General features: G+C 38.1%; 14 protein-coding genes and 1 tRNA gene. 12 read left to right on the top strand and 3 right to left on the bottom strand.

Going from position 1 to position 11614, the window contains the following annotated elements; all coding sequences use genetic code 11:
- Positions 1-136: 136 nt before the first annotated feature.
- Together KJS37_RS03130 and ptsP are read left to right on the top strand one after the other, a co-directional pair.
- Positions 137-403: a phosphocarrier protein HPr gene (locus KJS37_RS03130; RefSeq protein ID WP_003133620.1), complete on the top strand. Its 267-nt coding sequence runs from the start codon at positions 137-139 to the stop codon at positions 401-403.
- Positions 403-2130: a phosphoenolpyruvate--protein phosphotransferase gene (gene ptsP, locus KJS37_RS03125; protein ID WP_003133622.1), complete on the top strand. Its 1728-nt coding sequence runs from the start codon at positions 403-405 to the stop codon at positions 2128-2130. Before KJS37_RS03130 ends, ptsP begins: the two co-directional genes overlap by 1 nt.
- Positions 2131-2252: 122 nt before the next feature.
- On the opposite strand, the gene KJS37_RS03120 is transcribed toward ptsP, so the two are convergent.
- The 3 genes from KJS37_RS03120 to KJS37_RS03110 all read right to left on the bottom strand — a co-directional run bounded on the left by KJS37_RS03120 (position 2253) and on the right by KJS37_RS03110 (position 3810).
- Positions 2253-2552 carry a YbaB/EbfC family nucleoid-associated protein gene (locus tag KJS37_RS03120; protein WP_096368848.1) on the bottom strand — a complete coding sequence of 100 codons (300 nt, stop codon included), beginning with the start codon at positions 2550-2552 and terminating at the stop codon, positions 2253-2255.
- A gap of 152 nt (positions 2553-2704) precedes the next feature.
- Positions 2705-2790: transfer RNA gene (locus KJS37_RS03115), tRNA-Leu, on the bottom strand.
- Positions 2791-2874: 84 nt separating this feature from the next.
- The gene (locus KJS37_RS03110) at positions 2875-3810 is read right to left on the bottom strand and encodes an alpha/beta hydrolase (protein ID WP_213432761.1); all 936 of its coding nucleotides are present in this window, start codon (positions 3808-3810) and stop codon (positions 2875-2877) included.
- 368 nt (positions 3811-4178) lie between these two features.
- Here KJS37_RS03110 and rnpA point away from each other — a divergent pair, with 368 nt between their 5' ends.
- The 10 genes from rnpA (at position 4179) to codY (ending at position 11496) form a co-directional block, all read left to right on the top strand.
- A complete protein-coding gene (gene rnpA, locus KJS37_RS03105; RefSeq protein WP_019291921.1) occupies positions 4179-4547 on the top strand; it encodes a ribonuclease P protein component in 369 nt (122 codons plus the stop codon).
- Positions 4544-5359, top strand: coding sequence for a YidC/Oxa1 family membrane protein insertase (locus KJS37_RS03100; RefSeq protein ID WP_003133626.1), 816 nt, complete (start codon positions 4544-4546; stop codon positions 5357-5359). Before rnpA ends, KJS37_RS03100 begins: the two co-directional genes overlap by 4 nt.
- Positions 5360-5383: 24 nt before the next feature.
- A complete protein-coding gene (gene jag, locus KJS37_RS03095) occupies positions 5384-6295 on the top strand; it encodes an RNA-binding cell elongation regulator Jag/EloR (RefSeq protein ID WP_017368691.1) in 912 nt (303 codons plus the stop codon).
- A 120-nt stretch (positions 6296-6415) separates the two neighbouring features.
- Positions 6416-6550, top strand: a complete 135-nt coding sequence (rpmH, locus tag KJS37_RS03090; protein WP_003135255.1) for a 50S ribosomal protein L34 — start codon at positions 6416-6418, stop codon at positions 6548-6550.
- 148 nt (positions 6551-6698) lie between these two features.
- Complete coding sequence (locus KJS37_RS03085; protein ID WP_017368692.1) at positions 6699-7610, top strand: aldo/keto reductase; 912 nt, start codon at positions 6699-6701, stop codon at positions 7608-7610.
- 178 nt (positions 7611-7788) lie between these two features.
- Positions 7789-8055: an IreB family regulatory phosphoprotein gene (locus KJS37_RS03080; RefSeq protein ID WP_003133629.1), complete on the top strand. Its 267-nt coding sequence runs from the start codon at positions 7789-7791 to the stop codon at positions 8053-8055.
- A complete protein-coding gene (gene ruvX, locus KJS37_RS03075; RefSeq protein ID WP_017368693.1) occupies positions 8055-8483 on the top strand; it encodes a Holliday junction resolvase RuvX in 429 nt (142 codons plus the stop codon). The genes KJS37_RS03080 and ruvX overlap by 1 nt, the downstream gene beginning before the upstream one ends.
- A gap of 14 nt (positions 8484-8497) precedes the next feature.
- Positions 8498-8821 (top strand): DUF1292 domain-containing protein, encoded by a 324-nt coding sequence (locus KJS37_RS03070; protein ID WP_003133632.1) that lies wholly within the window; start codon positions 8498-8500, stop codon positions 8819-8821.
- Positions 8822-8960: 139 nt separating this feature from the next.
- Positions 8961-10568: a putative glycosyltransferase family protein gene (locus KJS37_RS03065; RefSeq protein WP_213495866.1), complete on the top strand. Its 1608-nt coding sequence runs from the start codon at positions 8961-8963 to the stop codon at positions 10566-10568.
- A gap of 136 nt (positions 10569-10704) precedes the next feature.
- Entirely contained in the window at positions 10705-11496 is a 792-nt protein-coding gene (gene codY, locus KJS37_RS03060) for a GTP-sensing pleiotropic transcriptional regulator CodY (RefSeq protein WP_003133634.1), read from the top strand.
- The last annotated feature ends 118 nt before the right edge of the window (positions 11497-11614 follow it).

The raw sequence follows: 11614 nt of genomic DNA, 5'->3' as shown, positions 1-11614 counted from the left end.
AAAAGCCGAAATGATGAAGATAATTTAATGAAAAAATGATTGCAAACCTTTTCACTTTGTAGTATAATGTTAAAGTATAGATATGCTGAATAAAAAGGCATTATCGAATAAAAATTGAAATAAGGAGATTCCAAAAATGGCATCTAAAGAATTCCACATCGTTGCAGAAACTGGTATCCACGCACGTCCAGCTACATTGCTCGTTCAAACAGCTTCTAAATTCACTTCAGAAATTAACCTTGAATACAAAGGTAAATCTGTAAACCTTAAATCAATCATGGGTGTTATGTCACTCGGTGTTGGTCAAGGCGCTGATGTAACTATCACTGCTGAAGGTGCTGATGCTGATGACGCATTGAGCACAATCGCTGAAACAATGGTTAAGGAAGGTCTTGCTGAATAATGACATCTATGCTTAAAGGTATCGCTGCATCATCAGGTGTAGCCGTAGCGAAGGCATACTTGCTTGTTCAACCTGATTTGTCATTTGAGACAGTGACTGTTGAGAATATCGAAAATGAAGAAGCTCGTCTTGATGCAGCTCTCGCTGCCGCTCAAAGCGAGCTTCAAATCATTAAAGATAAAGCAGTAGATAGCCTCGGAGAAGAAGCCGCAGCTGTATTTGACGCACATATGATGGTTCTTGCAGATCCAGATATGACAGCTCAAATCAAAGCTACTATTGAATCTAAAAAAGTTAATGCTGAAGCAGCCCTTAAAGAAATCACTGACATGTTCATTGCTATCTTTGAAGGTATGGAAGACAATGCTTATATGCAAGAACGTGCTGCCGATATTAAAGACGTTACAAAACGTGTAATGGCAAACCTTCTTGGTGTTAAATTGCCAAGCCCAGCTTTGATTAACGAAGAAGTGATCATTGTTGCTGAAGACTTGACACCATCAGATACTGCACAGCTTGATAAGAAATACGTTAAAGCCTTTGTTACAAACATTGGTGGACGTACATCTCACTCAGCAATCATGGCACGTACGCTTGAAATTCCTGCTGTATTGGGTACAAACAATATCACTGAACTTGTTTCTGAAGGTCAGCTTATGGCTGTTTCAGGTTTGACAGGTGAAGTCGTTCTTGATCCAACTCCAGAACAACAAAGCGAATTCCATGCAGCTGGTGAAGCATATGCGGCACAAAAAGCTGAATGGGCTGCTCTTAAGGATGCTGAAACAGTAACAGCTGATGGTAAACACTTTGAGTTAGCTGCAAACATTGGTACACCTAAAGATGTTGAAGGTGTTAACGACAATGGTGCGGAAGCTGTTGGTCTTTACCGTACAGAGTTCCTCTATATGGATGCTCAAGACTTCCCAACGGAAGAAGATCAATACGAAGCTTACAAAGCAGTACTTGAAGGTATGAATGGTAAACCAGTTGTTGTTCGTACAATGGACATCGGTGGTGACAAAACTTTGCCATACTTTGACTTGCCAGAAGAAATGAATCCATTCTTGGGTTGGCGTGCTTTACGTATCTCACTTTCTAATAGTGGTGATGCAATGTTCCGCACACAACTTCGTGCACTTCTCCGTGCATCAGTTCACGGTACACTCCGTATCATGTTCCCAATGGTCGCATTGGTTACAGAATTCCGTGCTGCTAAGAAAATCTACGACGAAGAAAAAGCTAAATTGATCGCCGAAGGTGTTCCAGTAGCGGAAGGTATCGAAGTAGGTATCATGATCGAAATCCCAGCAGCAGCAATGTTGGCTGACCAATTTGCGAAGGAAGTTGATTTCTTCTCAATCGGTACAAACGATTTGATTCAATATACAATGGCTGCAGACCGTATGAATGAGCAAGTTTCATACCTTTACCAACCTTACAACCCATCTATCCTTCGCCTTATCAACAATGTTGTTAAAGCGGCTCACGCTGAAGGCAAATGGGCTGGTATGTGTGGTGAAATGGCCGGTGATCAAACTGCTGTTCCACTTCTCATGGGTATCGGACTTGATGAATTCTCAATGTCAGCAACATCAGTTCTCCAAACACGTTCATTGATGAAACGTTTGGACTCAACTAAGATGGAAGAACTTTCAAACAAAGCGCTTACTGAATGTGCAACAATGGAAGAAGTTGTAGCACTCGTTGAAGAATATACAAAATAAGAAAAACGCGGAGAAATTCGCGTTTTTTTTGTGTTTAAAGATGACAAAAATCTTGTTCTTTGATTTTTCAATCTAATTTATAAACAGAAGTAAAATAAAAAAGCCTTTCATGGCTTTTTTAATTAGAAGGGAAGTCCTTTAGAGAACTTGCCAAGTTTTTGCTCGGTTGTTTTTTCGATTTGAGTAAGGGCATCATTTACAGCATCTGCTACTAAATCTTGCAATGTTTCAGGATCTTCAGGATCAATTACATCACTCTTGATAGTTAAATTTGTTAATTTACGATCACCAGAAAATTCAGCAACTACTAAATCTTGTGCTGCTTTACCAAAAAAAGTAGTGTTAGCAATTTCTTCTTGTGAAGCTTGCATTTGTTTTTGTAACTTTTGCGCTTGCTTCATCATGTTTTGCATATTCATCATGTCGTGTATTATCTCCTTATTTCAAGACTTAAGTGCCTTGATTATTGCAAATATATAGTTTCTTGATGTCATTATTATACCATTTTTGCACATAATTTTGAAGTAGATGTGGAAACAAAAAAAACGTCTAATTACTAGACGTTTAAATAATATGCGGAAGGCGGGACTTGAACCCGCACAGCCAAGATAGGCCACAGGATCCTTAATCCTGCGCGTCTGCCAATTCCGCCACTTCCGCGAATTGGTACCTTAATATAATACCATTTTAGGAAGTGGAATGCAAGAATAAACTGCAATAGAATGATTTGGCAGGATAAAATGATTAACTGTTATAGGTTTTCAGGAATTTCTCAACAGATTGACGATAAAGTTCAGGGTTTGTCTCAAAAGCCTTAGCATGTGCAGCACCTTTGACTAAAAGCATTTCTTTTGGTGTTCCCGATTTGACTGCTTGGTAGTTTTCCTTAAGCATTGATGTAGGAACATAAGTGTCTGAATCGCCGTGAATAAGGAGAATTGGGCGTTCATTTTGCGAAAGTGCTTGTGTCGCACTTGCTTCTTTTAAAAACCAACCTTGACGTGCTTTATTCATAGCGGATAAACTATAGACAAGGGGAAATGGTGGGATATTGTAGGTTGATTTGGCTTGATAGGTGATTTCTGACCAGACATCAGTGTATCCACAGTCTTCAATAATACTGTTGACAGAGCTAGGTAATTCTGTCTCACTCGAAGCCATCATAACAGTTGCTGCTCCCATAGAAAGACCAAATAAAGTAATACGGCTTTCAGGATTTTCTTGTGTTAATTTTTTTGACCAGGCAATCACGTCTTTTTTATCGTAGTAACCATAAGTGATAAGCTGGCCTTCAGAGGCTCCAGCAGCGCGATTATCAGGCATAAGAACATTGTAGCCTAGGTCATGGAAGAGTTGGCCATATTGACGCATCGCTTCTTTATTTTGACGAAAACCGTGGACGACGATAACAGTTTTATTTGTTTTATGTTCTGCAGGAATGTACCAGGCGTTGAGTTTTAAGCCACCATTTTCTATGGTAAGCGTTTTTTTATTCAACTTATCAAATTGTGTGACGAGAGGATAATTTTTACTTGATGCTTGAACTTGGCCTACGGGAGCATCATTTCGGATATAGGCAATGGAATAGAAGTAATATGTGATTCCTAAATCAATGAGCAGGAGGAGGCTTATGATACTGATTGTCCATAGAGCGAAATTTTTCTTTTTACGTTTTTTCATCGCATTATTATACCAAAATTTTTGATAAAAATAGGAATAATATCACTCGCATAAGATGTTGTTTAGACCATGGAGGTCATGAGGCATTAAAAAACCTCCCCACAAGAGCCAACAAATGTGTGAGGAGGAAAAGGTGTAGTCGGGAATCAAAGGGGATTGATTCTTTGAGCCATTATGTTTAGGGAAGCGAAATGAAGATCACTTTATTGGCTCTTGGCTACATCTATCTTTTGTTTACCTTCATTCTAACATGGTTTTGGGCTTATAAGTAATGATATGCAAGATAAAGCAAGCATGAAAAAGCGCTTTCTTAGAAAAAAGTGACTTTTCCTCTAGTTTGTGTTAAAATAATGGAGATAATTTTTAGTATGGGAGAGAGTGGCTTGGCTATAAAAAAGACCTATCGTGTAAAACGCTCGAAAGACTTTGAACAAATATTTTTAGCGAAAAATAGCTTTGCCAATAAAAAATTTGTTGTATATAAACTCGATACTGAGCAACAGCATTTTCGTACAGGGATTTCAGTAAGTAAAAAGATTGGAAATGCGGTCACACGGAATCGTGTGAAGCGACTCATTAGACATGCAGTAGCAGAGTTTTCTTCTCATTTAGAAGACGAAGATTTTGTGATTATTGCACGTCCAGGAGTCGAAAAACTCAGTTTTGATGAAGTAAGAAAAAATCTCAAGCATGTATTGAAATTGTCTAAAATTTATAAAGATGGAGAAAAGAATTGAAAAAGAAAATAACTTTGCTTTCGATGGCAAGTGCTTCTTTACTCTTATTGGCTGCCTGTGGACGTTCTGAGGTCACACAACATTCAACAAACTTTTGGGAACAGATAGTTTATGGATTTGCTCAGGTTATTCGTTTCTTGTCATTTGGTGGTATGACAGCTGTTGGTATTATTTTATTTACCTTGATTATTCGTGCGGCACTTTTGCCTTTGATGAATATTCAAATCAAGTCTAGCCAAAAAATGCAGGAAATTCAGCCTGAAATTAAAAAAATACAAGCGCAATATCCAGGTAAAGACGTGGATTCGCGTCGTAAAGTTCAAGAAGAAACACAAGAACTTTACGCTAAAAACAAGGTCAATCCTTATGCAGGTTGCTTACCGCTCTTAGTGCAAATGCCAATACTATGGGCATTGTACCAAGCCTTGACACGTGTGGACTTCCTAAAACACGGCACCTTCCTCTGGTTTAATATCGGGGATAAAGATCCAACATTTATCCTTCCAATTTTGGCAGCACTCTTTACATTTGCTAGCTCTTGGTTGACAATGAAATCAGCCCCTGAGAAAAATGCAATGACAAGTACCATGACGTTTGCTATGCCTGTGATGATTTTTGTTTTTGCAATCAATGTCGCAAGTGGTGTTGCTCTTTACTGGGTAGTGTCAAATGGCTTCCAAGTGTTACAAACTTTACTTATTGCCAACCCCTTCAAAATAATCGCAGCGCGTGAAGCCAAAGCTCAAGCAGAAAAGGATAAAGTAAAAGCACGTGAGAAGGCGCTGAAGAAGGCTTTGAAAAATAAAAAGTAAATCAGGAGATAGGAGTTTTAAATCATGACTATTTTTACTGGGAGAACAGTTGAAGAAGCAATAGAACGCGGTTTATACCGTTTAGGTGTAAAACGTGAAAATGTGCATATTCATGTAAAACAAAAAGAAAAACGTGGTTTTTTAGGATTTGGAAAAAAGCGAGCCCTCGTAGATATAGAAGAAATCAAAGAAGAAACCATTCGCAAAGCAGATCGCTTAGCAGAACGTGGTGTTGAAGATGTTAATCTTGGTGTGCCTAAAGCGCAGTCGGCCATGGAAGCTACTCTTGAGTTAAGTCAAATTGTTAAAGCTGTCCGTGCAGCTGAAAAAGAACAAGAAGGCGAATTAACTCCAGAAGAACGTGAAGTTATAATTGAAGAAGTTAAGGCAGACATCGCTCAAAGCAAAGATCCGATTCCAGAAGTTGAGATTCCTGAGAAGGTGAAAGAAAAAGCTAAGGCTGTACCGATGGAATTAACTGCTGAGGAAACAGCTTTTGCAGATAAAATTTCAACTTACTTAACAAATATTACCTCTGAAATGGGCATTGCAATAACTGTGAATGTTGCAAAAGAAGGTGCCTTGATTGTTTTTAACCTAAATTCTAATCAAGATGCATTACTCATTGGTAAACATGGGAAGATTTTGCAAAGTCTGCAAACTTTGGCTAAAGCTTATGCCAACAGTATTTTGAGTACACGTGTAAATATTGCTGTCAATGTTGGTGATTATCATGAAAAACGTAAAGCATATATAACAAGTTTAGCACATCGTGCAGCAGAGCGCGCACGTTCTGGCGAGACGGTGTATATTAATGATTTGCAGTCGAATGAACGCAAGATTGTGCATACAATTATATCGAAAGAAGAAGGTGTTTCTAGCCATTCTGAAGGTAACGAATACAATCGTTATATCACCGTCACAAAAGAAATTTGACATTTGAGATGATTTGGTGTAGAATATTTTAGTATGCTTTAAGCACAGAAATGAAAGAAAGGAACACCGCAAGAACGGTGGAGCTACTTTCCCAAGTGAAGTAGCCCAGGGATTTAACAAATGAAACGTACTTACCAACCACATAAAAAACCTCGTAAGACTACTCACGGATTCCGTGCACGCATGGCAACTAAAAACGGACGTCGTGTACTTGCAGCTCGTCGTCGTAAAGGACGTGCTTCACTTACAGTTTAATTGTAAAAAAGATTCTCACCCTCGGGTGGGTTTTTTCTTTTGGAAACATGATTCATAAAAAGGAACAAAAATAACTCTTGGGAAAGTAAAGCGTTTACTTTTATTGTGATATAATGAATTTATTGTAAAAGAAGAGGAGTTTTTGTTGATGAAAAAAATTCAGATTGCCGATATGCAAGCTTCACAAATTATCTTAGGCTGTATGCGTATCATAGAACCAGGAAAAAATCCTGTCAAAGTTATTGAGACAGCTTATGAAAATGGTATTAACTTTTTTGACCACGCGGATATTTATGGTGCTGGACAGTGTGAAACGGTTTTTGCCGAGGCTTTGGCGCAAACCTCTATTCGACGGGAAGACATTTATCTCCAATCGAAATGCGCTATCCGCCCAGGGGTTGCCTTTGATTTTTCAAAAGAACATATTATCAAGTCGGTAGAAGGCTCTTTACAACGGCTACAGACGGACTATCTCGATACTTTGCTCTTGCATCGCCCAGACACATTAATGGAGCCAGAAGAGGTTGCCGAGGCCTTCCACGAGCTCGAGAAATCTGGCAAGGTACGTTATTTTGGCGTTTCAAATCAAAATCCGATGCAGGTGGAGTTGCTTAAAACAGCAGTGAAGCAACCGTTGCTCTTTAATCAGCTTCAATTTGGCTTGAAGCATACCGAAATGATTGATGCAGGTCTCAATGTGAACATTCCCAATCAGGCCAGTCACATGCAAGATGGTTCAGTATTAGAGTACTCCCGTATAAATAAGATGACAATTCAAGCTTGGTCTCCTTTCCAGCATGGTTATTTTGATGGACCTTTTGTTGGCAATGATAAATTCCCAGAATTAAACAAAAAGCTTGAGGAATATGCTGAAAAATATAATCTCACACCTTCAGGGATTGCCATAGCTTGGATTAATCGCCATCCAGCAGGTATGCAAACAATAATTGGTACGATGACGGAGCAACGTATTTTGGAAGTAACGAATGCGAGTGACCTTGTTCTCAGTCGTAATGAATGGTATGACTTGTATATGGCAGCAGGTAATATTCTCCCTTAAATATCGGATGAAAAAACGCTCTAATAGATTAGTTTATGGGACTATTTGCTCGAGCTGCTAGACGAAATAGATTGAATTAGTGCCAGAAATGATGTATAATTAAAGAGCATTATTAGAAAAAATTAATTAAAAGGATTTTTAAGCAGTTGCTTGAACCTACCCAAAGGAGGTACATATTATGAGTTTTACAGATGAAACAGTCCGCTTTGAATTTGATGATTCAAGTAAAAAAGAAATCGGCGAAACACTTGTAAATGTTTATCGTGCACTTGATGCTAAAGGTTACAATCCTATCAACCAAATGGTAGGTTATGTTTTGTCAGGAGATCCAGCTTATATTCCACGTCACGACGATGCGCGTAACAAAATCCGTCGTTTTGACCGTGATGATATTGTTGAAGAATTGATTAAAGAATACTTAAAAGCACACGGTGTACAACTTTAATGTACAGTAGAATTTTAGGTTTGGATGTCGGTACGAAGACTGTTGGTGTAGCTGTAAGTGATTTGTTGGGAATGACCGCTCAGCCTGTCGAAACAATAAAGATTGATAGTGAAGCTGGAGCGCTTGGTTTTGAACGCTTAGCAGAGCTAATTACAGAATATAAACCTTCAAAAATCGTACTTGGTTTACCCAAACATATGAATAATGATGAAGGTATTCGGGCAGAAGCTTCAAGAAACTACGGTGAAAAAATTACCGAAACGTTTGATGTTACTGTAGAATACCAAGATGAACGCTTGACGACGATGCAAGCAGAAAAAGTATTGATTGATGGTGGGGTTCGTCGTAAGGACCGTAAAAAATCAATCGATAAACTCGCTGCTGTCTTGATATTGCAAAATTATCTTGATGCACACAAATTATTTTAGAAGTAGGAAATATTATGTCAGAACATACACATGACCATGACCATGAAGACCGTTTTATCACTCTTATTGATGATAACGGTAATGAAAGCCTTTTTGAAATCTTGATCACTATTGATGGTCAAGAAGAATTTGGTAAAAACTATGTCCTCGTTATGCCTGTTGATGGTGCAGAAGATGATAATGGTGAAGTTGAAATCCAAGCCTATTCATTTACTCAAAATGAAGATGGCACTGAGGGGGATTTACAACCTATCGCTGAAGATTCCGATGCTGAATGGGATATGATTGAAGAAGTTTTTAATAACTTTATGGAAAATCAAGACGACGAAGTTTATTGATAAACCAAGGGGCGTAGCCTCTTTTTTTATTGTATCAATGTAAAAATATTATAAATTATTACATAAAATTTTTAGCAAAAATTGAGTACTTCGAAGAAATTTGTTATAATTTAGTGATTACTCTTTGAAGGAAAATTAAATGAAAAAAAGATATGGTTCACGTTCACTAAGGCATGAACATAAAAAACAATTAGAACAATCAGAAGAAATCGAAGAATCCAAGGAGATTGAGGTTCATGAAGACCATGAATTTCATGAAGGAGATGGGGGATTTTATTCACGTCGTCATAAAGCAGAAGCGAGTTTTGTGCCGAGCAGAGAAAAAACACCGCGTCTTATGCCTGCCGATTGGTTGTTTATTGCGCTAGTTTCCTTAGTGCTTAGTCTCAGTTTCTATGCTTTCCCTATATTTAATCTTCAACCAGCAGGTGTGCAATCGCAATATCTCTATTCGGGGATGGCAATGCAAGCTGGTCTAGTGCCTTATAATGATTTTTGGGGCTCGGGCGGGATTGTCTTTTATCTGATTAATTGGCTTGGTCATTTTGGTCAAACAACATGGCTACTTTACCTTTTCCAAATCTTAGCCTTGTTTATGAGTGGTGTACAAGTTTATCGTTTGATTTCACAACGCACCCGTAGCCGCTTAGCAGCACGTATTACCACCGGTTTTACATTGGTTTCGATTGCGGGTCTGGCTCAAGGGGGCACAGCACCCACCTTGATTGCTTTACCTTTTGCACTGTGGGCATTACAGTTCTTCGACCGTTATCTGCGTCAAGATGCGCGTGATGAAGCTTTTATCATCTTTGGTATGAGCGGGGCTCTTGTTCTTGTTATATCGCCAATTATGACGATTATGTGGGTTCTTTCATGTCTCGCTTTGCTTATCTTTAATATTCAAAATAAAAGAATTGGTCGTGGTATTTATCAACTTTTAGCAATTTTATTTGGTGTATTGTTAGTGGGCTATACTGTTGCCTTTTATTCCTTAAATGCGCAAGTTCTGTATACATCAATGGAACAATCCATCATTATTCCGCTTACGACATTAGGCTTTACGGATAATTTTTGGATGTCACTCCTGAAAGCTCTCGTATTTCTTTTAGTATTTGGTCTTGCAGCCAACTTTGTGCATGGTATACGCAATATTAAGAAATCGGGTCAAACATTTATCTGGCAACTCTTATTGCTGTTTGGTTCGATTCTTGTTTTGGGATTTGTTATTTTTTCTCAAGTATTTGAAAGCTCAAACTTACTTGCTATCTTGCCATTACTTCTATTATTTGTCAGTGATACCTTGCAAGATGCCGTGGATCAACGTCAGAATATCTTACAAGATTATATGAAGGCAAAGCTTTTTGCGCCAATTTTGGCCCTACTCTTTGTGATAGGGGCGCCTATTGTTACGCAAACAATGCATCAACAGATTTTCTCAGAAGAACAACAAGTTTCTCAGTTTGTGAAAGCAGACACTACAAAAGAAGATAAGGTGCTGTCTATAGCAGCAGATAAAAATATTAACCTACGGGCACAGCGCGTAGGTGCTATAGATAGCTTTCCTAGTCATTATCCAGTTAGATTCCATCAGAATTTTGATTTAATCTTTGCTAACGCAGGCAACAAGTATGTCGTAGTGCAAAGTGGACAGGATCTTTCAGATTCAGTAAAAGAAACACTTAAAGATTCTTACAAAAAAGTGGAAGTTGGTAATGTTAGTCAATTTTCTGTATATAAAAAGAAATAAGATATACATAATTGTATATCTTGTTTTATTATAATGAAAAAAGCGAATTTTCTGACTATTCCTGTTGTTTTTTGAATTTTTTTGTGTTATAATTCATTAAGAGTTTATTTAGAAAATAATATAATAGGAGAAAACCGTGGCTACTTTACTAGAAAAAACCCGCAAAATTACATCAGTTCTGCAAGATGGAGTAACTGATTTAAAGCAGGAGTTACCCTATGATAACATGACAGAGCGTTTAGCCAACGTTATTGACTGTAATGCTTGTATCATTGATACAAAAGGGAAACTTTTGGGCTATTCACTGCCATACGAAATTAACAACGATCGTGTTAATGAACTTTTCCATGTACAAAAACAATTGCCAGAAGACTATGCACGTGCGGCTATCCGTATCTATGACACTTTAGCAAATATCACAATTAACGAGCCTTTGTCAGTATTTCCTGCAGAACTTTTAGGTGAGTATCCTAATGGTTTGACAACATGTGCACCAATCTATGGTAGTGGTATGCGTTTGGGAACCTTCATCTTATGGCGTACAGACGGAAAATTCAGTGATGATGATCTTGTACTTGCAGAGCTTGCAACAACAGTTATCGGTGTTCAACTTTCAAATCTTAAGCTTGAACAAATGGAAGAAAATATCCGTAAAGACACAATGGCTAACATGGCAGTCAATACACTTTCGTATTCAGAAATGAAGGCTGTGAAAGCAATTCTTGAAGAACTTGATGGTGAAGAAGGACATGTTATTGCTTCAGTCATTGCCGACAAGATTGGAATTACACGTTCAGTAATCGTTAATGCACTACGTAAGCTCGAATCTGCTGGTGTTATTGAAAGCCGTTCGTTGGGAATGAAAGGGACTTACCTCAAAGTTCTTAACCAAGGTTTATTTACAAAGCTTGAAGGTCGTAACTTCTAACCTTAAAAGTAATAAAAAAACTTCTCATAGTGAGAGGTTTTTTACTTGTGGTAAAGGCAGTAGGCAGTAAAGCCTAGCTGTATCAGTTTTTAAAGATTTTTGCTATAATTGAGAATGA

The organism is Lactococcus formosensis (assembly GCF_018403745.1).
GTDB classification, from domain to species: Bacteria; Bacillota; Bacilli; order Lactobacillales; family Streptococcaceae; genus Lactococcus; species Lactococcus formosensis.
This window is presented reverse-complemented; position numbering and strand designations above follow the sequence as displayed.

Excerpts from the sequence above, each read along its gene's own strand:
- KJS37_RS03120 (WP_096368848.1), bottom strand. The coding sequence starts at position 2,552 with ATGATGAATATGCAAAACATGATGAAGCAAGCGCAAAAGTTACAAAAA.
- ruvX (WP_017368693.1), top strand. The coding sequence starts at position 8,055 with ATGTACAGTAGAATTTTAGGTTTGGATGTCGGTACGAAGACTGTTGGT.
- KJS37_RS03070 (WP_003133632.1), top strand. The coding sequence starts at position 8,498 with ATGTCAGAACATACACATGACCATGACCATGAAGACCGTTTTATCACT.
- ptsP (WP_003133622.1), top strand. The coding sequence starts at position 403 with ATGACATCTATGCTTAAAGGTATCGCTGCATCATCAGGTGTAGCCGTA.
- jag (WP_017368691.1), top strand. The coding sequence starts at position 5,384 with ATGACTATTTTTACTGGGAGAACAGTTGAAGAAGCAATAGAACGCGGT.
- KJS37_RS03080 (WP_003133629.1), top strand. The coding sequence starts at position 7,789 with ATGAGTTTTACAGATGAAACAGTCCGCTTTGAATTTGATGATTCAAGT.
- KJS37_RS03085 (WP_017368692.1), top strand. The coding sequence starts at position 6,699 with ATGAAAAAAATTCAGATTGCCGATATGCAAGCTTCACAAATTATCTTA.
- KJS37_RS03110 (WP_213432761.1), bottom strand. The coding sequence starts at position 3,810 with ATGAAAAAACGTAAAAAGAAAAATTTCGCTCTATGGACAATCAGTATC.
- rnpA (WP_019291921.1), top strand. The coding sequence starts at position 4,179 with ATGGGAGAGAGTGGCTTGGCTATAAAAAAGACCTATCGTGTAAAACGC.
- KJS37_RS03130 (WP_003133620.1), top strand. The coding sequence starts at position 137 with ATGGCATCTAAAGAATTCCACATCGTTGCAGAAACTGGTATCCACGCA.
- KJS37_RS03065 (WP_213495866.1), top strand. The coding sequence starts at position 8,961 with ATGAAAAAAAGATATGGTTCACGTTCACTAAGGCATGAACATAAAAAA.
- rpmH (WP_003135255.1), top strand. The coding sequence starts at position 6,416 with ATGAAACGTACTTACCAACCACATAAAAAACCTCGTAAGACTACTCAC.